26 protein-coding genes are annotated in these 23,430 nt (G+C 52.7%); 16 read left to right on the top strand and 10 right to left on the bottom strand.

The features are described 5' to 3' along the window. Positions 1 to 12: 12 nt before the first annotated feature. Positions 13 to 1,656, top strand: coding sequence for an ethylbenzene dehydrogenase-related protein (locus ONB52_01235; GenBank protein MDZ7414764.1), 1,644 nt, complete (start codon positions 13 to 15; stop codon positions 1,654 to 1,656). A gap of 97 nt (positions 1,657 to 1,753) precedes the next feature. Further along, positions 1,754 to 5,224 (top strand): molybdopterin-dependent oxidoreductase, encoded by a 3,471-nt coding sequence (locus ONB52_01230; protein ID MDZ7414763.1) that lies wholly within the window; start codon positions 1,754 to 1,756, stop codon positions 5,222 to 5,224. Positions 5,225 to 5,423: 199 nt separating this feature from the next. On the opposite strand, the gene ONB52_01225 is transcribed toward ONB52_01230, so the two are convergent. The 8 genes from ONB52_01225 to ONB52_01190 form a co-directional block, all read right to left on the bottom strand. Next, the gene (locus ONB52_01225) at positions 5,424 to 5,966 is read right to left on the bottom strand and encodes a (2Fe-2S)-binding protein (protein ID MDZ7414762.1); all 543 of its coding nucleotides are present in this window, start codon (positions 5,964 to 5,966) and stop codon (positions 5,424 to 5,426) included. A gap of 1 nt (position 5,967) precedes the next feature. Then, positions 5,968 to 6,564, bottom strand: coding sequence for a mercuric transporter MerT family protein (locus tag ONB52_01220; protein ID MDZ7414761.1), 597 nt, complete (start codon positions 6,562 to 6,564; stop codon positions 5,968 to 5,970). A gap of 3 nt (positions 6,565 to 6,567) precedes the next feature. Beyond that, the gene (locus ONB52_01215; GenBank protein ID MDZ7414760.1) at positions 6,568 to 6,972 is read right to left on the bottom strand and encodes a metalloregulator ArsR/SmtB family transcription factor; all 405 of its coding nucleotides are present in this window, start codon (positions 6,970 to 6,972) and stop codon (positions 6,568 to 6,570) included. Between the two features lie 134 nt (positions 6,973 to 7,106). Beyond that, entirely contained in the window at positions 7,107 to 7,481 is a 375-nt protein-coding gene (locus ONB52_01210; GenBank protein MDZ7414759.1) for a cation transporter, read from the bottom strand. A gap of 18 nt (positions 7,482 to 7,499) precedes the next feature. Continuing rightward, positions 7,500 to 8,189: an adenylate/guanylate cyclase domain-containing protein gene (locus ONB52_01205; GenBank protein MDZ7414758.1), complete on the bottom strand. Its 690-nt coding sequence runs from the start codon at positions 8,187 to 8,189 to the stop codon at positions 7,500 to 7,502. 42 nt (positions 8,190 to 8,231) lie between these two features. Continuing rightward, positions 8,232 to 8,372 carry a hypothetical protein gene (locus ONB52_01200; GenBank protein MDZ7414757.1) on the bottom strand — a complete coding sequence of 47 codons (141 nt, stop codon included), beginning with the start codon at positions 8,370 to 8,372 and terminating at the stop codon, positions 8,232 to 8,234. A gap of 42 nt (positions 8,373 to 8,414) precedes the next feature. Continuing rightward, entirely contained in the window at positions 8,415 to 9,341 is a 927-nt protein-coding gene (locus tag ONB52_01195; protein ID MDZ7414756.1) for a hypothetical protein, read from the bottom strand. Positions 9,342 to 9,353: 12 nt separating this feature from the next. Then, on the bottom strand, positions 9,354 to 9,710 hold the full coding sequence (locus tag ONB52_01190) for a hypothetical protein (GenBank protein ID MDZ7414755.1): 357 nt from the start codon (positions 9,708 to 9,710) through the stop codon (positions 9,354 to 9,356). 122 nt (positions 9,711 to 9,832) lie between these two features. Between ONB52_01190 and ONB52_01185 the strand changes: the two genes are divergently transcribed. Both ONB52_01185 and ONB52_01180 read left to right on the top strand, forming a co-directional pair. Next, a complete protein-coding gene (locus tag ONB52_01185; GenBank protein MDZ7414754.1) occupies positions 9,833 to 10,069 on the top strand; it encodes a hypothetical protein in 237 nt (78 codons plus the stop codon). A gap of 106 nt (positions 10,070 to 10,175) precedes the next feature. Further along, positions 10,176 to 10,454: a hypothetical protein gene (locus ONB52_01180; GenBank protein ID MDZ7414753.1), complete on the top strand. Its 279-nt coding sequence runs from the start codon at positions 10,176 to 10,178 to the stop codon at positions 10,452 to 10,454. A 40-nt stretch (positions 10,455 to 10,494) separates the two neighbouring features. On the opposite strand, the gene ONB52_01175 is transcribed toward ONB52_01180, so the two are convergent. Both ONB52_01175 and ONB52_01170 read right to left on the bottom strand, forming a co-directional pair. Next, entirely contained in the window at positions 10,495 to 10,770 is a 276-nt protein-coding gene (locus tag ONB52_01175) for a nucleotidyltransferase domain-containing protein (GenBank protein MDZ7414752.1), read from the bottom strand. A gap of 33 nt (positions 10,771 to 10,803) precedes the next feature. Further along, on the bottom strand, positions 10,804 to 11,187 hold the full coding sequence (locus ONB52_01170) for a HEPN domain-containing protein (GenBank protein MDZ7414751.1): 384 nt from the start codon (positions 11,185 to 11,187) through the stop codon (positions 10,804 to 10,806). Between the two features lie 134 nt (positions 11,188 to 11,321). On the opposite strand from ONB52_01170, the gene ONB52_01165 reads away from it, so the two are divergent. From ONB52_01165 to ONB52_01110, 12 genes are all read left to right on the top strand, one after another. Next, a complete protein-coding gene (locus ONB52_01165) occupies positions 11,322 to 12,572 on the top strand; it encodes a nitrate oxidoreductase subunit beta (GenBank protein ID MDZ7414750.1) in 1,251 nt (416 codons plus the stop codon). Positions 12,573 to 12,929: 357 nt separating this feature from the next. Further along, a complete protein-coding gene (locus ONB52_01160; GenBank protein MDZ7414749.1) occupies positions 12,930 to 13,715 on the top strand; it encodes a molecular chaperone TorD family protein in 786 nt (261 codons plus the stop codon). A gap of 102 nt (positions 13,716 to 13,817) precedes the next feature. Further along, positions 13,818 to 14,741 (top strand): hypothetical protein, encoded by a 924-nt coding sequence (locus tag ONB52_01155; GenBank protein MDZ7414748.1) that lies wholly within the window; start codon positions 13,818 to 13,820, stop codon positions 14,739 to 14,741. Then, the gene (mobB, locus tag ONB52_01150) at positions 14,738 to 15,367 is read left to right on the top strand and encodes a molybdopterin-guanine dinucleotide biosynthesis protein B (GenBank protein ID MDZ7414747.1); all 630 of its coding nucleotides are present in this window, start codon (positions 14,738 to 14,740) and stop codon (positions 15,365 to 15,367) included. Before ONB52_01155 ends, mobB begins: the two co-directional genes overlap by 4 nt. Then, positions 15,285 to 16,367, top strand: coding sequence for a 6-hydroxycyclohex-1-ene-1-carbonyl-CoA dehydrogenase (had, locus tag ONB52_01145; protein ID MDZ7414746.1), 1,083 nt, complete (start codon positions 15,285 to 15,287; stop codon positions 16,365 to 16,367). The genes mobB and had overlap by 83 nt, the downstream gene beginning before the upstream one ends. Before the next feature lie 151 nt (positions 16,368 to 16,518). Continuing rightward, positions 16,519 to 17,610, top strand: coding sequence for a 6-oxocyclohex-1-ene-1-carbonyl-CoA hydratase (gene oah / locus ONB52_01140; GenBank protein ID MDZ7414745.1), 1,092 nt, complete (start codon positions 16,519 to 16,521; stop codon positions 17,608 to 17,610). A gap of 300 nt (positions 17,611 to 17,910) precedes the next feature. Further along, entirely contained in the window at positions 17,911 to 18,684 is a 774-nt protein-coding gene (locus ONB52_01135; protein ID MDZ7414744.1) for an enoyl-CoA hydratase-related protein, read from the top strand. A 105-nt stretch (positions 18,685 to 18,789) separates the two neighbouring features. Further along, positions 18,790 to 19,485 carry a hypothetical protein gene (locus tag ONB52_01130; GenBank protein ID MDZ7414743.1) on the top strand — a complete coding sequence of 232 codons (696 nt, stop codon included), beginning with the start codon at positions 18,790 to 18,792 and terminating at the stop codon, positions 19,483 to 19,485. 53 nt (positions 19,486 to 19,538) lie between these two features. Beyond that, positions 19,539 to 20,090: a cupin domain-containing protein gene (locus ONB52_01125; protein MDZ7414742.1), complete on the top strand. Its 552-nt coding sequence runs from the start codon at positions 19,539 to 19,541 to the stop codon at positions 20,088 to 20,090. Between the two features lie 101 nt (positions 20,091 to 20,191). Beyond that, entirely contained in the window at positions 20,192 to 20,914 is a 723-nt protein-coding gene (locus ONB52_01120; protein MDZ7414741.1) for an SDR family oxidoreductase, read from the top strand. 391 nt (positions 20,915 to 21,305) lie between these two features. Next, positions 21,306 to 22,478, top strand: a complete 1,173-nt coding sequence (locus tag ONB52_01115) for a 2-hydroxyacyl-CoA dehydratase family protein (GenBank protein ID MDZ7414740.1) — start codon at positions 21,306 to 21,308, stop codon at positions 22,476 to 22,478. A gap of 294 nt (positions 22,479 to 22,772) precedes the next feature. Next, the gene (locus ONB52_01110) at positions 22,773 to 23,429 is read left to right on the top strand and encodes a hypothetical protein (protein MDZ7414739.1); all 657 of its coding nucleotides are present in this window, start codon (positions 22,773 to 22,775) and stop codon (positions 23,427 to 23,429) included. The last annotated feature ends 1 nt before the right edge of the window (position 23,430 follow it).

Below are 23,430 nucleotides of genomic sequence, written 5' to 3'. Positions count from 1 at the left end.
AAAGGATACGCCATGCCTCTGCGCCAGTTCATTGTCCTGTTGCTGCTGTGGGAACTCTGCGCCTGGCCGGCTGACAGCTCCGCCCAGGCCTTCCGGGAACCTGCCGCCTCCCCGCTGCCGCGCCTCCGCCCCTCCCGGATGCTTCCGTCCTCCTCTGAACTGCTCGCCCTCGGAAAGAAAACCTACACCAAAGAATGCGCCCCATGCCACGGCGTCGATGGCCGCGGCCAGGGCGAGGCCGCATACTTGCTCTATCCCAAGCCCCGAGATTTCGTGGCCGCACAGTATCGTCTCGTTTCCACATGGGAGAGGCAACCCACCGATGTCGATCTTTACACGACAATCTCGCGCGGCATTCCCGGTTCGGCCATGCCCTCGTGGGCGCATTTGCCGGAAGAGACGCGCTGGGGACTCGTGCATTATATCAAAACTTTTGCGCAAAATCCCATTCAACCGAATACCGCCGAGAGTGAGGGCGGCACCGGTGTCATCAAAGTTCCGCCAGAGCCACCGTACACGGCCGAGGCAGCCACACGCGCGCAAGAATTTTTCCGTGATGCTTGCGCCTCCTGTCATGGTGAGAAAGGCAAAGGCGACGGCGTACAAGAACAGTTCGACAGCGAGGGCTATCTCACCCGTCCACGTGATTTGACCGTCGGTGTCTTCAAAGGCATTCCCGAGCCACAGGAAATCTATCGCCGCATCGTTGCCGGACTTCCCGGCACGCCGATGCCGATGAGCGATTGGGCGTATGGTACCGACGCGTGGGACTTGACGCATTTCATTCTGTCGATGTCGAGCCCCGAGCAGCGCGAGCGTGTCGAGATGAAAAAGTTTTTGATTGTAGCCAAGCGCGTGGCGCAGATTCCCGACCACCCCGATGCGAGCGTATGGCGCGATGCGCCGAGCGTGAACCTGCACATGATGCCGCTGTGGTGGCGCAATGATCGCCCGGAAATCTTAACGGTGCAAGCCTTGCACAATGGCAAAGAGCTGGCGCTGCGCTTGATGTGGTACGATGATACCAACGACAAAACCGCGATGCGCGTGCAGGACTTTCGCGACGCCGCGGCAGTGGCCTTTACACTCGATCCCGATCCGCCGTTTTTCGGCATGGGTGAGAAAGGCCGTTTCGTCAACATTTGGATGTGGAAAGCCGAGCGGCAGGCGGATATGGAAGCAGCGTTTCAAGACCTCGACAAAGTTTATCCGAACATCGGCATCGACTCCTATCCAAATTTGATGCGCTCCGCGCTCGAGCAACCGACGCGGCATGCCCTAACCATGGAATCCGATCCCACGTTCATCACCGGCTGGGGCGCGGGCAACATTGTCTCCAATCCCACGCGCGAAAGCGCCGCCGAAGCGCTCTACGCGCAGGGTTTCGGCACGCTCAAGGCGCATCCGCTTCCAGATCAAACCGTGACCGCCAAAGGCGCCTATGACATCGGCACATATCGCGTCATTTTCCGCCGCGCGTTCAAAGGCAGCGTGGGTAACGTCAAAGCCGGCAGCGCTAGCGCGAAGATCAGCACGCTCGATTTTGTTCCCGGCCAAACGTTGCGCGTGGCGTTTGCGGTGTGGAACGGCCACGCGGGCGATCGCGATGGGAAGAAGTCGGTGACGATCTGGCAGGATCTAATCATAGCCAAGTAAATCCTATCATTCTCTCACTCCTACTTGTACTCTTACTCGCCTTTATCAGTTTTGAATGCGAGTATGAGTAGGAGTAGGAGCAACGAGGAGAAGCCTTATGTCCGACCAAAACTTCAAAGACTTTGGCACCATGAACCGCCGCGCCTTTCTGCGCTGGCTGGGCGTTGGCGCGGGAACTACCGTTCTCAACATGGGGCTGCCACTCAATCTGCTCGCCACGGCGGATCCGGAGCAAAATCCCCTCGCCGGCCAAATCGATCGCAATTGGGAAAAAATTTATCGTGATCAGTACAAATACGATTCGTGGTTCGACTGGGTGTGCTCGCCAAACGATACGCATGCCTGCCGCGTGCGCGCGTATGTGCGCAACGGCATTGTCACGCGGCTGGGCGCGACCTATGATTATCAAAACTACAGCGACATTTACGGCAATCACGCGACCAACAATTGGAACCCGCGCCAGTGCGCCAAGGGCTACACGTTTCATCGCGTCATTTACGGGCCGTATCGTTTGAAGCATCCCATCGTACGCAAAGGCTGGAAAGCCTGGGCCGATGCCGGATTTCCCGCGCTCACGCCGGAATTAAAATCGAAATATAAATTCGACAGTCGCGGTGATGATGAGTTTGTACAAATTTCCTGGGAAGATGCGTTTGACAATATTGCCAAAGCGCTCGTCGCTATTTCCACGCGCTACAGCGGCGAAGAGGGCAAAAAGCGTTTGCTCAGCCAAGGCTATCAGCCGGAGATGGTCGAAGCCACGCAAGGCGCCGGCACGCGTTGCGTGAAGATGCGCGGCGGCATGGGCCTCTTGGGTGTGCTCGGCAAATACGGTATGTACCGTTTGAATAATTCGCTCGCGCTGCTCGATGCCAAGATCCGCGGCGTCGGGCCGGACAAGGCGCTCGCCGGACGCAACTGGTCGAATTACACCTGGCACGGCGATCAAGCCCCCGGCCATCCCTGGGTGCATGGCTTGCAAACCTCCGATTGTGATTTCAACGACCTGCGCTTCTCCAAGCTGATCATCATGGACGGCAAGAATTTGGTGGAGAACAAGCTCACCGATTCGCACTGGTTCATCGAGTGCATGGAGCGTGGCGCGAAGATCGTGGTGATTGCACCGGAATATGGCCCGCCGTCAACGAAGGCCGATTATTGGATTCCCATTCGCCCGGCCACCGATGCCGCGCTGTGGCTCGGCGTCACCAAAATCATGGTCGACAACAAATGGTACGACGAAAAATTCATCAAACAATTCACCGATCTGCCGCTGCTGGTGCGCAAAGACAATCTCAAACGCCTGCGCGCTGCCGAAGTTTTTCCGAATTATCAAAGCGATCTCAAGCCCGACGGCCCCTCGATGAAAATTCAGGGCTTCACCAAAGAGCAGCATGACAAGCTCGGCGACTACGTGGTGTGGGATGCGAAAACGAACAAAGCCGTGGCGGTGACGCGAGATGATGTCGGTGAAACGCTGGAGAGAAAAGGCATCGATCCGGTGTTGGACGGCACGTTCAAAATCAAACTCGTCGACGGCAAGGAAGTCGAAGTCGCCACGCTGTGGACACTCTATCAAGTGCATCTGAAAGATTACGTTCTCGATACCGTTGCTGAGATCACCCAAGCACCGAAAAATCTCATCGCGCAATTGGCGCAGGACATGGCGACGATGAAGCCGGTGGCGATTCATCAGGGCGAGGGCATCAATCACTGGTTCCACGCGACGGAGATGAACCGCGCCGCGTATTTGCCGCTGATGCTCACGGGCAACATCGGCAAGCCCGGCGCGGGTTGCCACACGTGGGCGGGCAATTACAAAGCCGCGCTCTTTCAAGGCTCACCGTGGACCGGCCCCGGTTTCAAAGGCTGGGTTGCCGAGGACCCGTTCGAGCCGAATCTCGATCCCAATGCACCCGGCAAAGCGGTCAAAACGCATGCGTACACGAAAGATGAAGAGCCGGCGTATTGGAATCACGGCGACAAGGCGTTGATCGTGGAGACGCCGAAATATGGCCGCAAAAATTTCACCGGCAACAGCCACATGCCGACGCCGACGAAGGCGTTGATCTTCAACAACGTCAATCTCATCAACAATGCCAAGTGGGCATACGAGATGATCAAGAACGTCAATCCGAATATCGAAATGATCGTTTCGCTGGATATTCAGATGACCGCTTCGATCGAATATGCCGATCTTGCGCTGCCTGCCAACTCATGGCTGGAGTTTGAAGATTTGGAAGTCACTGCGAGCTGCTCCAATCCCTTCTTGCAAATTTGGAAGGGCGGCATCCCGCCGGTGTTCGACAGCAAGGATGATTTGACGATTCTCGCCGGCATTGCAAAAAGTTTGGCGAAGGTCACCGGCGAAAAACGCTTCGAAGATTATTTCAAATTCGAATATGAAGGCAAACGCAGCGTTTATTTGCAGCGCCTGCTCGATACGAGCACGACGACCGCCGGATACAAACTTGCGGACATCATGGCCGGTAAGTATGGCCCTCCCGGCGGCGCGCTGATGTTGTTCCGCACCTATCCACGCATTCCGTTCTTCGAACAGATCAAGTACAGCGAGCCGTTCCTTACCGACACAGGACGCTTGCACGCGTATGCCGATATTCCCGAAGCCATCGAGTACGGCGAGAATTTCATCGTGCATCGCGAAGGCCCGGAGGCCACACCGTATTTGCCGAATGTGATCGTGAGCTCCAATCCATTCATTCGTCCCGATGATTACGGCATTCCGCTGACAGCACAGCATTGGGACGAGCGCACGATTCGCAATGTCAAAATGCCGTGGAGTCAAGTGAAGACAACGAAGAATTTTCTCTGGGAAAAGGGTTTCCAATTCTACTGCCTGACGCCGAAGACGCGGCATCGCGTGCACAGCAGTTGGTCGAACGTGGATTGGCACATGCTGTATGATTCCAACTTCGGCGATCCGTATCGGCTGGACAAACGTGCGCCGAGCGTGGGCGAGCATCAGCTTCACATCAATCCGCAGGCGGCGCGCGATCTCGGCATCAACGACGGCGATTACGTTTACGTCGATGCCAATCCCGCGGACCGGCCTTACATCGGCGCGAAGCCGGACGAGTTTTTCTATCGCGTCTCGCGCTGCATGTTGCGCGTGAAATACAATCACGCGTATCCGTACAACATTGTGATGATGAAGCATGCGCCGTTCATCGCCACGGAAAAGAGCGTACGCGCGCATGAGACGCGGCCCGATGGCCGCGCGCTGTCGGAGAACACCGGCTATCAGTCGAATCTGCGCTATGGCTCGCAGCAGTCGATCACGCGCAACTGGCACATGCCGATGCACCAAACCGACAGCCTCTTTCACAAGGCCAAAGCGACGATGGGCTTCATCTTCGGCGGCGAGGCGGACAACCACGCGCTCAACACCGTGCCGAAGGAAACGCTGGTGCGCGTCACCAAAGCCGAAGACGGCGGCATGAACGGCATCGGCGTTTGGTTCCCCGCAACAACAGGATTTACGCCGGATAATGAGAGCGAGTTTATGGAGAAGTATATTGCGGGAGAGTTGGTTGCGATTTCGGAATGATGGTTTTGGGGTTGTTTGATTAGAGTTGCGTGTTCAGCGTCACTTTATTTATTCGAGCAGTTCTCGGGTTTCTCGTTCGAACGTCGGTACGTCGAGGAAAAGCTCTTGACCGCTCTTTTCATATAAAGAAATCCGGCTGCGAGAACCAGAAGACCCAGCAACGGCGCGACCAATAGTAATCGTTTCACGTTCTTTAAAATCATTCAGATCTCCTTTTCGGCGGATGAGCCAGCACTTCTTTGACAAATGTATTGACATCGCCCAAACAGCATTCACCCTTGGGATTTTTGATGTCGCAGGCGCAGGTACCGGCTTTAATCTCGCGGGCAATTTCTATAGCAGCGGTGGATTTTTCAGTTTCTCTAATCTCTTGTTTGATACGAGCACGTGTCCAATTGAAACAGTAGCAAACAGGAACGTCGTCACCCTGATCTTTGACAAACACTTTTACCGCCACATCATCTGTAGTAAAGAAAGGCACATTCGCGTTGGAGAAATAAACCACGTTGCAGGTGGGTTCCTTGCAATAGTAATATTGCACATGACGCAGGGAACCAAGCTTCTCAGGTTTCAGCAAATGTTCCAGCGTTCGGCGTTGAATCTTGCGTGAAAGCGTTCCGGAAACTGGACACTCCATTCTTGCCGGCGCGGGCGTTTTCTCCGTCACGAGACAACAACTTTCTTCATGGTGATGCTTGTCGGCGGCAATCACGTCGAGAGGCTGTGTGCAACAGGAGTTCATGTTATTCTCCTTTTTTTTGAGAAAGCATGGCGGTATAACCGATTTCATTGACACGGTTAACAAGCACGTCTGGCGCGACGAGCGAAGAGTCATAGGCGACGCGAGCTTTTTTTGTTTCTTGTTCCACGCTCACGCTATGCACACCTTTGATGTCGGAAAGTGTGTCTTGTATTCTTGTCGCACACGCGTTGCAAGTCATGCCCTCAATCTTCAAAACCACATTGGCTTTCGGTGCAAACGCGGTGTTGTTTGCAGGGGATGGCTTCATGGCGAGATAAGGGTAGGCTATAGCGAGAGCGGCAATAATTGTCGCGCTCCAAACGCCTATCTTGTTCCATTTGCCCGCGCCTTCTATTTTGCACGAGCCGTCTTCGCATTTTCCCGACTCGTCGGGACGCTTGCGGTAGGTGAGATAAAAAGCCGCACCAAGCAAGACGGCGGTTATCCCGATGAAATAGAGACGATATTTTTCAAAGGCGGCAAAAGCACTGAGGCTTCCAGCGCCGACAATCGCCAAAACTGCTGGCCCAATACAACAAAGTGAAGCAAAGATTGCGGTCACAACACTTCCAACGGTTGATAAAGCGGTTTTTTGCATATATTAGCTCCTTTCATTCAAAACGAAAGCGTGTCGTTCTTTGGTTTCATCTTGAGAAAACAGATCTGCCAAATGAGCGGTAAAAACGTTCGGCACCAGCGAATAAAAAATGGTTTGGCCTTCGCGCCGAGTTTTGACCAGATTTTTATCTTTGAGCTTGCGCAAATGCTGCGAAGCGGCGGAATCGGTCAACTCCAGCACTTCGGCCAGATCGCAAACGCACATCTCGCGATGCGCGTGCAACAGATACAAGATTTTCAACCGCTGGCTATTGCCCGCCACCGCCAGCAAATCGGCCAAAGTTTCCAAGCCTTTTTGGCTGGCGAGATTGCGTTTGATCAGAGCAAATTCGGCTTTGGAAAAATTCGGGCCGATGCAAAGTTTTCCTTCGACATGGATTTTTTTCATGGGTCATCCGGTTTCATTTCAAAGCCTGTTGTTAAAGAAAGAACGTCAAACGAAATTTACGGGTCGGCGTTCATTCAATGAATGCAGTTCTTTGACAACTGAACTAAAAAATTGTTGCGCCAACTTTGTCTGATTTACTTTTCGCCAATTTTGCACACGTTCGGGCCGCAACAGGTCATCTTGATCGACCATCGCGCGCCGCTTTCGTCCTTGATTTCTTCCATCGTGTAACCGGCCTTCTTCAATTCCGCAAACAGCGGCAGGCTGGCGTTGGCCTCGACTTTCTCTTTGAATTGGACGACGGCGAGACCTTCCTTCCAGTTTACTTGCGCCTCCGCAACGTTCTTGTCACGGCGAATGGCTTTTTCGACGTGCGATGCGCAATCAGCGCAAGTCATGCCGGAGATTTTCAACTCGAGTTTCGTCGCGGTCTTTTTCTCTTTGTCACCAGCGGCGAACAACAAACTGGCGGCAACCAGTAACACGAAGATGGAAATGATGATTTTCATAGTTGCTCCTTGATAGGTTTAAATGTTTGTAGTTGTCGATTGCTCAATTTTGAAAACGAACACAGGTTGACTTACGTTTTTCAGTTTCTGCTGGCCCAGCGGGTGCAAGGCATAACGGGTTTTGATGATTTCGGCAACGGCGTCACTCACCAAAATTCCACCGTTCGTTGCCAAGGCGCACAGCCGCGCCGCAATATTGCTGACCGTACCGGATGCCGTGTATGTCCAGCGTTCGCCAGCGGAAGTTCGGAATTTTGTGAAGCCGACAAAGGCGATTCCGGCATGAATGCCGATGTTGACCACAACCGGTTCATATTCTTTTGATCTTTGTGTGTTCAGCTCATTGGCATGACGTTGAATATTCAATGCAGCAACGGAGGCGGCGAGAATGTTCTTGGGAAGATCATTCTCCTCAAAAACGGCCATAAAGCCGTCGCCCATGATCTCGTTGACCGTTCCGCCAGATTCTTCAACAACTTCAAAGAAGCGAGAGAAATAGGTCTCAATGAGCTCATTCATCTCTTTTGGCGGCAAATCTTCACAGAGCCGCGTGCAACCTTCAATGTCGGCAAAGAGAATAGCCAGCGGCTTTTCCCGTTTCTTAAGTAGCAGCTCGCGCTGTAAAGAATTTTGCCATTTCGCCAAAACGTGTACAGGCACACAACGGAGTAAATTATCGTTCAAAATTTCCATGTTAACAAGCAACATAAACCTCCGCCATCATAATGTGCGCGATCATCTCTTTCAAGTTTAACGGCTCGACAATCGGATGATGTGCTCTTTGCCTTTCACCGTTTTCTCAATTTGCGTGAGCGCATTCCACGTGCCATTGACGGTGATCTTGATGCCGAGTCGATGATAAACGTTGAGAAAATCCTGATAGGTTTTCACTTTGACAATTGGAAAATCGGGATATTGTTCTTTGACATTTTTTCACCTGTGGTAAAATACTGCCAGCGCCACGGTGCGGTCTTGCGCCATCTGCTGGCCGTTGACGTCAAAATAAAGCGGCTGCTGATATTGCACCTGCAGCGCAAGTTGGTTGGTCAAATTCAGATTGATCGCCGGCACAAAGAATAACCAAGTGCCGCCGGTGCTGGGCAATTCGAAGCCCTGAAAATGATCTTCGCTCGTATGGCGGCCACGAATTTGCAAAAGCACATCAAGCGGATTACAACAGCGATAGCTGCCGCCGGCGAAATAAGAAAGCTCGCGGCCAATTTTATAGCCATCGGGATTTTCAATTGGAAAACGCAAAGTGGCGCTGCCGAAAAAATTGAAGCGCAGCGGCAAAAAGCCTTTGAAAGCGTAAAGCCAAATGAGCGGGTCCCACGAGCCGGTACCCGGCTGCAAATCGTAAGAAAGGCGGACGCCGTTTTCACGCAGCCGAAATTGGCCGGTGGGAGCTTTCACGCCAACACCGAGCGCCAATTCGCGTTGGTTGGCAAGATCGAGCCGCCAGATGCCAAATTTGAGCAAGGCGACCAAGTCACCGAATCCGCGACCTTGCGAAACAAACGAAGCCCCATCGCTGAGATTGATTTCGCGGCGGCGGTTGGAATAATTGCCGATGAGGTGCAAAGAGAAACGGTCGCTCAAACCGTAGCCGAATTCCACCGAAAGATTGCCGACTTCGGCTTCGCGGCCAAGCGGGTCACGAATTTTTTGCGTTCCTCGATAAGCCGTCGTCAAACGGGTAAATTCATACGCTGCCGAAAAGCTGAGTTGATGATTTCTGAGCAAGCCGGTTTGCAAACTGCCCAGCGACGGCGAGCCAGCAGTGCAGCAGCCTTGCGCGGCGAGGTGCTCTGTCCAAAACAGCGTTGTGGCGGCGAAGAAAAATATGAATACGGTTCGCATGTTGGCTGCTTTCTAAGGAGTCACATCCACGTTGACTTGCTTGCTATCACTTGCGTTCTTGGGATCAGAGACCGTAACTTTTATCTGATTGGCGCCGGAACAACACGCTGAGGTGGCGTATCTCACCGTTGCGCCACTGCCGAGAATGTATCCCAAGCCATTCGCGGTTTCCCATTTGTAAGTGAGTTCATCATTGTCGGGATCTATTGCGCGGCATGTAATCGTGGTGGATTGGCCGACGCGAATGACTGGATTGGCAACGTCGACACGGGTGATTTGGGGTGGACGGTTATCCGACGCGCTGGGCGATTTGACACAGCCCGCCGCCAACAGAAAGACGGCGCCGGTAAAAAGAATTGGTGCTTTCATGACAAGCTCTATAATTATTTTAGCAATTTATTAAATATTTGAACAAAGATACGAAATAAAAAATTCCGAGTCAAGACGTAAATTGTAAAATTTTGGTTCCACGCGCTCGGCAGCACCGTACGATGGAGACTTATGGGATCACGTTGACGATAAAGCATGTCCTGTTTCTGTCAATGATCGCTTTGGCGTCGCTGATCATGTTGGTCATCGTTCCGAAGATGAACGCTTTGGCGCCAGAGGCGGGTGAAAAACCCTCGACCGAGTTTATCAAGGCGCAAAAGCTGCTGCCGTGGCTCTCGGTTACGGCAACGATTTTGGGAATCGTGATTCTGCTGTGCGTGGTGTTGCTGAAGGTGTAAAAAACATATCGGAGTAATGGAGTGTTGGATTTTTGGGGATTGATGAAAAAAACAACACCCCATCATTCCATCAATCCAAAATTCCAACACTCAAAAGGAGATAGAGATGCCCTACGACGACCCCGATCCCACTGATCCGAACATGCTGGTGGGCGTTGAAATCCCCGGTACGGCGGAGAGCACGCGCGACATGGCGTATGTGTTCGCCGAAGAATTCGCGCGGCTGGGATTTAATAAAAGCAAGTTAATGCGTGTTTTTCAAACGCCGTTTTACGCCGGCGCGCATCGCGCGTATCTTGAGCTCGGCGGCGCGGAGGTTGAAAGGATTGTTGATGAGTGTCTGGGAATTTGGGGGCGGATGAAAAGCGAAGAGCGAAAGGCGTAGAGCGGAGGGCGAAAAAATGGCCGGCAGCGCCTCGAATCGATCAAACAATTCGCACGCCGTATCGAAGAATTTCATGCACGATCGGAATATCGTCAATAAACTCATCAGAATGAAAACCGATGGGTTCGATGCCGCCTTTGACGTTTTGTTGTCGCAAGGCGCGCCAAAGGTAAGTGAGCGCATCATTGCGGCGGCTGAAATCTTTGGAGATGATACAAACGTCGACATCGCTCCACTTGTGGGTTTTGCCGCCGGCTTGTGAGCCGAAAATATACACGCTTTGAATGGAAAGACCCTGTTCGCGCAGATGGCTCACATAATTTTGAACTTGCTCTAAAACTGATTTTTTTCACCTGACCTTTTTGAGCAAGTTGAGAATTTTTGTGGTTCGCTTTAGCCATTGTTGTGCGTAAGCTTTGGTTGCTTTCCGATGAAATTGAGCCTTGATGATTTCGTGCCGTGCTTTTATGTTGAATGTCGTTAATTCTTGCAAGTCCATTCTGAAGGCCTGATCCGGTTGCAAGCCGGCTTCGTCGGCAATGCGAGCAAGATTGTGAATAAAAGGTGGATGTTTTTGCTGGCGCAGGAGATAAATTCGCTTAAGCGCCTTTTCGACCGCTAAATGACAGAAGAAAAGACAGTAGGCGTAATGCTTTTTATCAAATAAGCATTTTGCAACTTTCTTCTCGACTTGAACGTTGCCAAGCTTGCGCGAGTTTTGCAATGTCCACAAGGCAACTCGTTGATTGACAAATGTTCGAGCAAATTGCTGTAACCATGCAGTAAAAAATTTTATACTGAAAATTAACGAAAAATTTCAAGCACGCACGTTACACGTATCACGTTACACAATTGCAGGAGACAACCATGCCCAAAGTCTTCAACTGGCAGCTTGGCCGCGAGATGGAGTATCCCTACGAAGCGGCTTTTCCGAAACGGCAGTTCGCGTTTGTGTTCAACATCAACCGTTGCATTGCCTGCCAGAGCTGCACCATGGCCTGCAAGTCAACGTGGACGTTCAATAAGGGCCAGGAGCACATGTGGTGGGCCAACGTCGAGACCAAGCCGTATGGCGGCTATCCGCAGTTTTGGGATATGAAAATTCTCAAGCTGTTGGAGGAAGCGAATCCCGGTGGGCAGGTTTGGAACAAGTCCAACGGCGTGGCAAAATTTGACGGCATGACGATCTTCGAAGCGGCGCAGAAGAAACTCGCACCCGAAAGCAGCCGGGTGTTGGGCTATTTGCCGGAAGATCACGAGTGGAATTCACCGAACATTTACGAAGACAATCCCAAAGGCATCAAAGGCAAGAAGTATGAATTAGACAAAGAAGGCACGGAACTGCCGATCCACAAAACCTGGTTCTTCTATCTCGCGCGCATTTGCAACCACTGCACGTACCCCGCGTGTCTCGCCGCATGTCCACGCAAAGCGATTTACAAGCGCCCTGAAGACGGCATCGTGTTGCTGGATCAGGAACAATGCCGCGGCTATCGCAAATGCGTCGAAGCGTGTCCGTACAAGAAAACCATGTATCGCGGCAACACGCGCATTTCCGAAAAATGCATCGCTTGCTACCCGCGTGTCGAGGGCACCGATCCGGAATCCAAAGGCAAGCCGATGGAAACGCGCTGCATGGCCGCGTGCATCGGACAAATTCGTTTGCAGGGTTTGGTGAAAATGAACCCCAACGGCACGTGGGCAGAGGATCGCTACAATCCGCTTTATTATCTCGTGCACGTCGCGAAAGTCGCGCTGCCGCTCTATCCCCAGCTTGGCACGGCGCCGAACGGCTACTACATTCCGCCGCGCTGGGTGCCGCGGCCGTATTTACGCCAGATGTTCGGTCCCGGCGTGGATGAGGCCATCGAACGTTACATGAATCCCGACCGCGAATTGCTCGCGGTGCTGCAATTGTTCCGGCGTTCGAATTTGATCATCTTCAGTTACAAATTTCAAGAAGGCCCGAAAATTTACGAAGGCACGCTGCGCGGCAAGCCGGTGAGCATTTACAATGACACCGTCATCGCTTACGGAAAAGACGGGGAAGAGCTTTTTCGCACGACGATCGACGAGCCGGTGTATGAACGGCCGGCGCTGCATGCAAATTCGATTTAGAAGTCCGAAGGCACGTTCAAATGTCATGCGGGAAGCATCCTACGGACGCAGTTTTTTTCAATTGAACGGTGTGCAAAGTTTTAACGGGATTCCTCTGAAAATAAGTTCGTAGTTTCGCCTTTAGGCGTCGGGCTTCGGACAAAAGTTAAACGTCTGAAGGTGTCACTACAAACACTTATTCTCATCATTACAGGTGTCGATCTTGAAATGAGCGATACCACGAAAATACACCGGAGTGCAATGCTTCAGCATTGCAACGGCGAACCGTTTCACGCCGATTTTCATTAATTGAAATTCCCGCGGAATGACATGATGCTGTTAGTTGGGTTGCATGGAAAATAATGAAATGAGTTGAGCATGAATAATTTCAAATTGCATGAAGTTGATCTGGCGCTTTGCCGCAGCGCCATTTACGAAGCGCTTGCCCTCGGTTTTCGCCCGCCGGCTGAAGAAACGATAACGCGGCTGGTTTTGGAATATCACAACCTTGCGCTGGCTGAAATCGCGTCGATGCTGGACAACGACTACTCAACCCCCAAAAAGGATGGACTCGCTTCCCGCGTCCGTCGCCTGAGCCGGCTTTTCAATCTTGAATCGCTGCAAAAATCATATCGCCATCTTTTCGGCTTCACCGCGCATCCGAAAGTGCCGCCGTATGAAACCGAATACGGCGAAGAGGCGCTCTTTCAGCAGCCGCAGGAATTGGGCGACATCGCCGGATTTTACGGCGCATTCGGTCTGAAGGTGAATACGTTCGAGCGCGTCGACCACATCAGTTGCGAGTGTGAATTTCTCTGCTTTCTCAACCGCAAGGAGGCCCACGCGCTGGAAGCGAATGACGCCGCGATGCTGGAGGAAACCCGCCGCGCGCAACGGCTGTTTCTCAAAGATCATTTCGGCAGATTTGTGCCGGCTTTCAGCAAGTTGTTGCGCCGCGAAGCGCCGGAAAGTTTCTATGCCGCTCTCGGCGATTTGTGCCATGATTTTGCCCGCCTGGAATGCGCTCGGTTCAACGTCCCGCTCGGCTCGGAGCTGCTGCGCCTGCGCCCGACCGACCTGGCAGATGAAGGTTTCGAATGTGGTTCTGGCGACGAGCTGATTCAAATCACCAAACGCACTTCGACTTCGACGGTTACTGTATAGATGTGTAGGGTGAAGGGCGAAGCGCGAAAGGTGAAAAACGCGTGTAGTCGTTTTTCGCCTTTCACCCTTCGCCCTCGCTCTTCGCTCAACAAATCAGCCAACATGAGATCCGATTTTCACATCGAATTCCAGCCGCAGCTTCTCGAAGAGGCGATTCTCCGCGCGATTGTTCATCATCCCGAAGCAGACGAGTTTTGGCAGGAAAGGGAACGGCTTTACGAAACTTCGGAGCGCGACAACTGCGAAACCGCCTTTCAAACACTTCACGCAAAGTGGTTTCACCGTTTGGGCCTTGCCAATCCGTTGCGGCAAATTTTGGCATTGTGGCCGATTCTGACGGAGGCCACCAGCCGCTGTCTTCTCCTAAAAGCCCGTTCACAGAAGAATCTTGGCGCTGAGCTGTACCTTTCACCGGAATCATCCGGTTCAAATGCGCGCGAGCGCCGTACCATCGTCGTGCAACTTACCCCTGAGCTGTTGGCGCAATCCGAAGCTTTTCTCCAATTTCTTCGCCACGAGTTTTTGCACGTCGTCGATATGCTCGATCCCCATTTCGGCTACGAGCCGAATTTCCCAAAGTCGGACGCGGGGCCGGCGTACGATCATTTTTTGCAAGGGCGATACGGTGTGTTGTGGGACATCACGGTCGATGGCCGTCTGTTTCAACGCGGCTGGCTGCCGCCTTCGGTGCGCGAGAAACATTTCACCAATTTCAAACGCGCGTTTCAAGGCGCGGAAGATAAACTGGCGAAAACGTTCGCGCATTTCTTTGATCAAAACTCACACACGCATCGCGAATTGGTCGAGTTTGCGCAGCATCCGGAGAAATGGCTGGCAGGAGAGGCGGTCGAAACTTCTTCCAAAGGCCGTTGCGCCATTTGCCATTTCCCGACCTTTCAGTTGATCGCTCCCGGCGTGCTGGATGTGGAGGTGATTGCAAAAATTCGCGAGCACTATCCTGACTGGAATACCGCGCAGCTCATTTGCCGCCAATGCGCGGATTTGTATGAGGCGCGCGTGTTGTGAAAATAAACAACCACTCGAAAAGACCGGTCATTCTTGAAGTGATCGGCTATTCCGGCACCGGCAAAACCACGCTGATCGAGAAGCTGATTCCGGCGCTGCGCAAACGCGGCATTCGGCTGGCCGTCATCAAGCACACCAGCCATCATCACGAGCTGGACAAGCCCGGCAAGGACAGCCATCGCCTGCGCGTGGCCGGCGCCGAGGCGGTGGTGGTCTCGTCGCCCAAAATGGTGGCGATGTTTCGTGAAGTCGAGCGCGAGTGGCCGATCGGCCGCCTGCTGTGCCACTTGCCGCGCAATGTCGATTTGGTCATCGCCGAAGGTTTCCGGAGTTCGGAATATCCGTGCATCGAAGTCTTCCGTCGCTGCTTCAGTCCGGATTTAAAATGCCGCTCGCCTCAAAATTTGTTGGCGGTGATCGGCGATGATCCCGGGGCGCTGACGGTGCCACGGTTTGATCGCGACGCCGTGCGTGCCCTCGCGGAGTTTTTATTGGAAAGCCTGTTTGCCCACCCGCCATTGTGCCAGAAAAAAAGGACACGCTATGCTTTCAATAAAAAGCTGGCAAATGACCGGCGTCAACCAACTGATGGTGCAAAAGGAAACCCCGGCACCGCGCTTGGCTGAAGATGATGTGTTGGTCCGTGTTGCCGGCTGCGGCGTCTGTCACACCGATTTGGTTTTTTTTTACGAAGGCATTCACACTGTCAAACCACCTCCCCTCACGCTTGGTCACGAAATCAGCGGCCTAGTAGAAGAGGCCGGCGCCACTTGCCACAGCCTAATCGGTAAGGCGGTTGTCGTTCCCGCTGTCCTGCCGTGCGGCGAATGCGAGCTTTGCCGCAAGGGCCGCCGCACCATTTGCCGCCGGCAAAAGATGCCGGGCAATCACATTGACGGCGGCTTTGCCGGTCACGTTATCGTGCCGGCGCGATTCTTGTGTGAAGTGCCCCTGTCCGACGAATCCTCACCTTTCGGCCAATCCGGCGTAACGTTGCGCGAGCTGGCCGTGGTCGCTGATGCCGTCACCACACCTTATCAAGCGATCAAAAATGCCGAGCTCGTTAAAGGTGATCTGGCAATCTTCATCGGCGTCGGCGGCATTGGCGGCTTCGGCGTGCAAATTGCCAAAGCGCTCGGTGCAATAGTGGTCGCGATTGACATCGATGACCGCAAGCTCACTCTCCTCTCGCAATACGGCGCTGATCTCACGTTGAATCCGAAAGCGCTGGACAAAAAAGCCCTCCGCCAATCTCTCCAAAATTTTGTCAAAGAAAAATCGCTTTCGCCGGTTGAATGGAAAATCTTTGAAACCTCGGGCACGAAGGCAGGCCAAGAGTTGGCGTTCAGTCTACTCACGCATGGCGCGACGTTGAGCGTAGTGGGCTTCACGATGGATACGCTCGAAGTGCGCTTGAGCAATCTGATGGCCTTCGACGCGCGCGCCATCGGCAATTGGGGCTGCGATCCCAAATATTATCCCGAAGTGTTGGCTCTCGTTCAGCAGGGAAAAATTCAATTGGCGCCGTTCGTGCAAACGTTTCCGTTGAGCGAGATCAACTCTGTTTTCGAACGTGTGCATCGGCGCGAGTTGGAAAAACGTCCGGTGCTGGTGCCGGATTTTTAGTGATCAAGGCCTATTTCCACTTCGTCCGGTTAGCCTTGAGCACACGAAAGGGCTTTTCGCGTCTTTTCGTGTAATTCGTGGGTAGAGAGTTCGAGTGCGTCCGAGCAGAATCACTGATCAGGGGTAATATTCTACCATAAAAGGATAAACCATGTCAACCTTCAAAGACCACAACCTCGTTCCCGATTTCAAATTCACCCAAGTCAATTATGAATTGCGTCCGTGCCTCGATCAACAAGGCAAACCGGTCGAAGACTTGTACAATGCGTGGATTATTCTGAATAATCCCGAACAACTCAATTCCTACACCACACAAATGGTGAAAGAAGTGATTCTGGCGTTTCGCACGGCTTCGAATGCGCGCAACGTGGTGGCCGTGGTTTTCACCGGCGTGGGACATCAGGCGTTTTGCACCGGCGGCAACACCAAAGAGTATGCGGAATATTACGGCGGCCAGCCTGAGGAATATCGCCAGTACATGCGGCTCTTCAACGACATGGTCACCGCGATTTTGCACTGTGATAAACCGGTGATTTGCCGGGTCAACGGCATGCGCATTGCCGGCGGACAGGAGATCGGCATGGCCTGCGATTTTTCGATTGCGAGCGATATGGCCATGTTCGGCCAAGCCGGCCCCAAACACGGTTCCGCGCCGGACGGCGGCTCGACCGACTTTCTCCCGCTTTTTGTGGGAATTGAAAATGCGATGTTGAGTTGCACGCTGTGCGAGCATTGGAGCGCGCACAAAGCTTATCGCCTCGGCCTGCTCACCGAAATCGTGCCGGTGTTGAAGAAAGACGGAAAATTCATTCCCAACCCGCTGGTCATCACCGATCGTTGGATCGACGAGACCGGCAAAATTATTTTTGGCGAATTGCGCATCGGCGAGGAAAAGCAGAAAGCAAAAGAGTTGATCAGCCAATGCGAGTATGATCTCTCGCTGCTCGATCAAGCCGTCAATCGGCTTTGCACCTCGCTCATGATGGCTGTGCCGGGATGCTTGACGAAGACGATTGAGTCCGTGCGCAAACATAAACTCGCGCATTGGGATCGCAACCGCGAGAGCAACCGCGCCTGGCTGGGCATGAACATGCTCACCGAAGGCCGCGCCGGTTTCAAGGCGTTCAATGAAGGTGCCAAAGGCCAGCGTGAAGTTAATTTCATCAAGCTGCGGCAATTGCTGGCGCAGGGCCAGCGGTGGAATGATGATTTGATCGAAGCGATCATGCCGCCGCGGAAATAGTTTTGTAGTGGCGTTTCGTAGTAGCTCCTTCAGGGGCGCGGATAAAGGATAAAGTTTTAACCTGAATTTTGCACTGTGATCGTTGACACCGCCGCTTGCGATTGAAATCGCAGGTTAAAAGTTGCAAGGCGACTGAAGTCGCCTGACCACCCAATAGGCGGCTTGCGCTTTTGAGCCTGAGAATTCATTCTCAGGCGAAGGCGGACGAAAAATTCATGCAAAATCAGCTTTAACAGTTGGGTTCTTCTATCAGTTGGAAATTGTCCTTTTAATTGCCGTTTGGCCGAATTAGGAGAATGTATGGCTCAATACCAAAAAATCAAATCTGACTTCTCTCACGAAAATCAAATTCTCACACTCACCCTCAACGCCCCCAAAGGCAACGTCCTCGATCGCGAGATGATGACGGAGCTGATGACAGCCATCACAGAGAACGGCAGCGCGCCCTCGCTCAAAGCACTCATGTTTCAAGGCGCAGGCGGGCACTTCTCGTTTGGCGCAAGCGTGCCGGAACATCAAAAGGAATTCGCGCCGTACATGCTGGCGACGTTTCATGATTTGTTTCGCACGCTCATCGCCGTCAATAAGCCGTGCATTGCTTTGGTGCGCGGCCAATGCCTCGGCGGCGGGTTTGAATTGGCGATGTTTTGCCATTGGATTTTCGCTTCCGAAGATGCCCAATTCGGCCAGCCGGAAATCAACCTCGCCGTTTTTCCGCCGGTCGCTTCTCTCATCTTGCCACATCTCATTGGGCAATCAGCCGCCGATGATTTAGTACTCAGCGGCCGCTCCCTCACGGCGCAGGAAGCGAAACAGATGAGATTGGTTTATTCTGTTTCCGCCAACCCACAAGTGGAGCTGGATGATTTTCTCGCCAAACACATTTTGCCGAAAAGCGCCATCGCGCTGCAATTTGCCGCGCGCGCCTCGCGTCACGAAATGCATCTTGCCTTTCTAAAAAATATTGATACACTGGAAAAAATGTACGTGCAGGAACTGATGGAAACCGCCGATGCCAACGAGGGCATCAAGGCATTCATGGAAAAACGCAAGCCGGCTTGGAAAAACCAGTAGACCCGAATGAAGCAAAACTAAAGTTTTGCACTCCGAAGCTCAATCGGCTAAATTTTTACAATCATCAGTAGTTTTTAACCACCTCAAAACTGAGGAGAAAGGAACATGAAAAAAGAATCTTCTTTTTTCAAAATGGCGGGATTCCTTGCCGTGCTCTCCTGTCCGGTGGCGCTGGCAAGCATCATGCTCATTTTCACCGCCTTCAATTGGGATTTTGAAACGGCTTTCGATCCGGTGAAAGCCATCGCCTTTCAACCCGATCCCTCGGCGACGCTGCGCTGGGGATGGATACTCGACATCTTCGGGTATTATCTGCCGGTCGTGCCTTTGGCGCTCGCGCTTCACCACTGGTTCTCATCCACCGCCAAGCTCCACAGCCAATTGTTCACGCTCTGCGGCCTCGGCTACATTCTCATCGGCGCTACCGGCGCGGCCATGCTTGCCGGCGCCACTGTGCCGTTGTACGCGGCCTACGCGGCCGGCGAGGTTGCGCAAAAAGCCGTGGTGACGCAGGTGTTCGCCAATCTCAACAACGAGGTGATGAGCGGCGTCTGGAATATTTTCACCATGACGCTGGCCGCGGTTTGGTTTCTGGGCACGAGCTGGCTGTTGCGCTCCGAATATCGCTGGCTGGGCATGTTCACTTTGCTGCTCGGCATTGCCAGTGTGGCGGACGTGTTGGGTTACATGCTGCAAAGCGCGGCGCTCTCCGGCGCGGGCCTGAACTTTTATCTTTTCCTCGCGCCAGTGTGGGCGGCTTGGCTGGGGCTGGTGTTGTGGAAAAAAGCGGCAACGTTGTGAGTGCGAAGCGAAAGAACATCCGTGTCATGAACGTTATTTTGAAGGACAAACACATGCCGTCATCAACGGCCTATCCCAGCATCGGCTGGGGAAAAGAAATCTTTCAGCCTCTCGTTTTATCAGAAAATGCCTGCGCATTCATGTGGACGATGCAGCCCGGCGGCGCAGTGCCGGAGCACCTGCACAAGGATTGCGACGAGCATTTCGAGGTGCTCGAAGGCGAGGTCACGCTCAAGCTCGCCGGCAAAACCATCACCGCGCGCGCGGGTGAGACCATCACGGTACCGCGCATGACGCCGCACAGCCCCGCCAACAAAAGCGCGACGGATTTGCGCTGCCGCGTTTGGTTCACGCCCGCGGCAGAGCAGGCGAAATTTTTTCAAATCATGCTGTTCCTCAAAAGCGAAAAGATCGAGGGCATGCCCGCGGTCTTCAAAGCTATGCACATCAGCAACGGTCTGGGCTACAAGGAATTCAGCACCGTGCGCGGCGGCATGAAGGCCGCGGAAAAGCTCATCATGGGATGGTTTAAACTGACGGCCCCGCTCATGGGATGGAACAAACTCATGAGGCGATTTGCGCAACCGGAAGCAAAGACTTCATAATTCTGCTCGAGCACATTTGATTTGGCCGCGAAACACACGAAAATACACGAACGGCTTTTTAGCGTATTTTGTGTGTTTCGTGGGTCACACAAGTTACTGCGATGCTGAAGCTGGATTTTACCAATCAAGTTGCCGTCATCACCGGCGGCAGCGGCGGTATTGGCCTGACAACTGCCAAACTCTTTGTTGAAGCCGGCGGCCGCGTTGTTTGTGTTGATATGCGGCCTCCAGAAGAAGCGCTTGCCAATTGCCGCTTCATCAAGGCCGACGTGTCTGATTTCAGCGCCGTGCGAGAGTGCATCAACAACATTCTCGCCGGAGAAAAAGCCGTTGATTGCCTGATCAACAACGCCGGCATCTCGCGCGATGCGCCGGTGTGGAAAATGGACGAAGCCGCATGGGATGCGGTGATCAATGTGAACTTGAAAGGCGCGTTCAATTTTATCCATTATCTTGCGCCGCATTTTCGCGAAAGGCAGCACGGGAAAATCGTGAATGTTTCTTCAATCAACGGCCTGCGCGGCAAATTCGGTTTGGCCAATTACGCCGCGTCGAAAGCGGGTTTGATTGGATTGACCAAAACTGTGGCAAAAGAATTGGGACGATACAACGTGAACGTCAATGCCGTGGCGCCGGGATATATTCTCACGACGCTCACGCAAAACCTGCCGCAACAAATTTTGGATCAAGCTCAATCCGAAACCGTGCTGGGGCGATTGGGTCAACCGGAAGACGTGGCCAGCACGATTCTGTTTCTCTGTTCGGAGTGGGCACGACATATTACAGGGGAGGTCATTAAGGTTGATGGCGGACAATACATTTGAGACCAATGAATCGGAGCGCAACAGTTCACTGTTGCAACACTGAAGCCCACGGCCGTAGGCATTGCACTCCGGTTTCAGATGAATCGCCCATGTCGAGATCGATACTCGATAATGATGAGAATGAATGTTTGTAGTGGCGCCTTCAGGCGTTCTCCCCTCATTGAGCGTCCGACGCCTAAAGGCGTTAGTATGAACCTATTTTCTTAGTAATTGCCCATGCCGGGTTCGACACCCGATAATGATGAAAATAAACGTTTGTCGTGTCGCCTTCAGGCGTTCAACTTGTGTCGGGAGCCCGACGCCTAAAGGCGAAACAACGAACTTGTTTTCAGAGGAATTACAAAAAGGCTTCTTGCCATAATGACGTAATATCTGTTGAAAGTGAACAGAAATGATGGAAAGAGAACCGGTTTTTACCGAATGGCAGGGCAAGCCACTCGAAGAAATTTTGCTGCTCTGCCGCGATTTGGTTGAAGAGCCCGAATATCCCACGGTGCGGCGCTGGCGCGAAAGCGGTGGGAAAGTCGTAGGGCATTTTCAAGTCTACTTTCCCGAAGAAATCGCGCATGCGGCCGGGCTGCTACCGGTCAAAATTTGCGGCGCGCAGGTCGAGGGCATGGAAGCGGAATCGCATTTCGGCTCGTATTTATGCTCGATCATCAAAACTTCGCTCGAGCTGGCGTTGACAAAGAAGATCGCGCTCGACATGTTCGTCACGCATCCCATCTGCGACGCGGCGCGCAATCTCGCGGCGATTTGGGGTCGCAACTTTCCCTACAAGTGCCAAATACTCTACCTGCCGCAAAATCCCAATTCGCACTACTCGATTAACTATCTTCGCGATGAGTATGAAAGACTGAAAGGCGACATCGAAACCATTGCAGGCCGCAAAGTTACAGATGTCGATTTATGCCGTTCACTCGCGGTTTATAATGAAAGTCGTGCGTTGATGCGTGAGTTGTACGCCATCAAACGCGGAACGCCGTGGCTGCTCGCCGCGGACGAAGCGTTTGTGCTGATCGCGCTCGCCGGATTTCTGCCGCGCGAAGAGTACAACGAATTTCTCCGCGCGGTTCTGCCGATGCTCAAAACGCGTCCGCTGAAGAAGCAGGACAAGATGCGCGTCGTGTTTGAAGGCGGATTCTGCGAGCTGCCGCCGGTCGATCTCCTGCAAACCATCGCGCAGTCGTGTTACGTCGTCGATGATGATCTGCTAATTGGATTGCGTTACCTTCTCGAAGAAGTTCCGTTGGATGGCGATCCCCTGTTCAATTTGGCGGAAGCGTACATTGAAAAATCCTCCTACAGTCCGGTGCAGCACGATCTGCGCAAACCGAAAGAGAAAATGCTGCTCGACCGTGTCAAGCAATCCAACGCCGAGGCTGTTATTCTTGCCGCCGCCAAAATGTGCGAGCCGGGTTTGGAGGAACAGGTGACTTACAGCAAGGCACTCGACGCCGAGCATATACCTTATTTCATCACGGAGTTTGAGGAAAATCAAACAACGTTTGAGCATCTTGGCATCCAACTCGAAACGTTCGTGGAAAATATTCTCTTTGATTGACCTACTAAATGCGCGAAACACATGAACAGATAAAATGAACTTGCAAATAACAAGTAAAAACTTCGTCTGTTACAAATGATGACTGTGCATAAAAACAAAGATTTTTTCCAACAGATAGAAAAACCCAACGGATAAAGCTTTAACAGGTGGGTTCTTCTATCTGTTGGAGATTTTCTTTTGGGTTGCGGCAAAACGATTCAGCTTCAGTGTAATTATTTTGCTTTAATTCATTTTCGCGTCTTTCTCTTGTGTTCGTGGGCAGATTAAAAGCTTCTAAAACAAAAAAAGCGTTGCATGAACAAAGAAAACGTTTTGACTTTCACCTGGATCAAGCTCGGCGCCATCGCCGGAGTCATCGCCTGTGTCGTTTATGCCATCATGGCCGCCGTCGATATGCCGAGAATCTTGACGGTTGCCTTTGCCGCGGCTTTCGGCCCGCTGCTGAGCCTGGCCAGCGTTGGCCTTTATCATCTGCTGAAGCTTCATCAAAAAAGCGTCTCCACCCAAATTGCCGCGGGCGCGAATGTCATCGCCGGCAGCATCGTAAACATGATGCTCATCGTGCAATTGGCGATTTCAATATCTATGCGCGATTACGTGGACAAAGCCGCTGACGCCGCCACGAAATCGACGCTCGAATTGATTTGGAAGGCGGTTGACAAAGTGCAACTGGGCTTGGATGTTTCCTGGGATGTTTTTATTGGGATCGGCACACTGCTGTTTGCGGTGAACATGCTCAAGCATCCGCGCTTTGGCAAAATACTCGGCGGCATCGGCGCGCTGCTTGCGGTTTTGCTGCTCGGTTTCAATCTGTATACTTTTCCCATACCGCCGGCCAACGCCGATCTCATCGACTTCGGGCCGTTTGTGGGTTTGTGGTATTTGATCATCAGCATTCAAATGCTGCGTTCGTTGACATGGGCAAAGAATGCGCTGGAAAATCAAGCTTGAT

This window comes from candidate division KSB1 bacterium, from assembly GCA_034506255.1.
Taxonomy (GTDB): domain Bacteria; phylum Zhuqueibacterota; class Zhuqueibacteria; order Zhuqueibacterales; family Zhuqueibacteraceae; genus Coneutiohabitans; species Coneutiohabitans thermophilus.
Note: the sequence above shows the minus strand (reverse complement) of the source record. Positions and strands in the feature narration are given on the sequence as shown.

Bases quoted from the DNA above. Each gene is read 5' to 3' on its own strand.
- ONB52_01180 (MDZ7414753.1), top strand. From the start codon at position 10,176: ATGCCCTACGACGACCCCGATCCCACTGATCCGAACATGCTGGTGGGC.
- ONB52_01205 (MDZ7414758.1), bottom strand. From the start codon at position 8,189: ATGTTGCTTGTTAACATGGAAATTTTGAACGATAATTTACTCCGTTGT.
- had (MDZ7414746.1), top strand. From the start codon at position 15,285: ATGCTTTCAATAAAAAGCTGGCAAATGACCGGCGTCAACCAACTGATG.
- ONB52_01130 (MDZ7414743.1), top strand. From the start codon at position 18,790: ATGAAAAAAGAATCTTCTTTTTTCAAAATGGCGGGATTCCTTGCCGTG.
- ONB52_01215 (MDZ7414760.1), bottom strand. From the start codon at position 6,972: ATGAAAAAAATCCATGTCGAAGGAAAACTTTGCATCGGCCCGAATTTT.
- ONB52_01190 (MDZ7414755.1), bottom strand. From the start codon at position 9,710: ATGAAAGCACCAATTCTTTTTACCGGCGCCGTCTTTCTGTTGGCGGCG.
- ONB52_01115 (MDZ7414740.1), top strand. From the start codon at position 21,306: ATGATGGAAAGAGAACCGGTTTTTACCGAATGGCAGGGCAAGCCACTC.
- ONB52_01120 (MDZ7414741.1), top strand. From the start codon at position 20,192: ATGCTGAAGCTGGATTTTACCAATCAAGTTGCCGTCATCACCGGCGGC.
- ONB52_01165 (MDZ7414750.1), top strand. From the start codon at position 11,322: ATGCCCAAAGTCTTCAACTGGCAGCTTGGCCGCGAGATGGAGTATCCC.
- ONB52_01195 (MDZ7414756.1), bottom strand. From the start codon at position 9,341: ATGCGAACCGTATTCATATTTTTCTTCGCCGCCACAACGCTGTTTTGG.
- ONB52_01220 (MDZ7414761.1), bottom strand. From the start codon at position 6,564: ATGCAAAAAACCGCTTTATCAACCGTTGGAAGTGTTGTGACCGCAATC.
- ONB52_01110 (MDZ7414739.1), top strand. From the start codon at position 22,773: ATGAACAAAGAAAACGTTTTGACTTTCACCTGGATCAAGCTCGGCGCC.
- ONB52_01160 (MDZ7414749.1), top strand. From the start codon at position 12,930: ATGAATAATTTCAAATTGCATGAAGTTGATCTGGCGCTTTGCCGCAGC.
- ONB52_01185 (MDZ7414754.1), top strand. From the start codon at position 9,833: ATGGAGACTTATGGGATCACGTTGACGATAAAGCATGTCCTGTTTCTG.
- ONB52_01125 (MDZ7414742.1), top strand. From the start codon at position 19,539: ATGCCGTCATCAACGGCCTATCCCAGCATCGGCTGGGGAAAAGAAATC.
- ONB52_01135 (MDZ7414744.1), top strand. From the start codon at position 17,911: ATGGCTCAATACCAAAAAATCAAATCTGACTTCTCTCACGAAAATCAA.
- oah (MDZ7414745.1), top strand. From the start codon at position 16,519: ATGTCAACCTTCAAAGACCACAACCTCGTTCCCGATTTCAAATTCACC.
- ONB52_01210 (MDZ7414759.1), bottom strand. From the start codon at position 7,481: ATGAAAATCATCATTTCCATCTTCGTGTTACTGGTTGCCGCCAGTTTG.
- ONB52_01235 (MDZ7414764.1), top strand. From the start codon at position 13: ATGCCTCTGCGCCAGTTCATTGTCCTGTTGCTGCTGTGGGAACTCTGC.
- ONB52_01230 (MDZ7414763.1), top strand. From the start codon at position 1,754: ATGTCCGACCAAAACTTCAAAGACTTTGGCACCATGAACCGCCGCGCC.
- ONB52_01225 (MDZ7414762.1), bottom strand. From the start codon at position 5,966: ATGAACTCCTGTTGCACACAGCCTCTCGACGTGATTGCCGCCGACAAG.
- ONB52_01155 (MDZ7414748.1), top strand. From the start codon at position 13,818: ATGAGATCCGATTTTCACATCGAATTCCAGCCGCAGCTTCTCGAAGAG.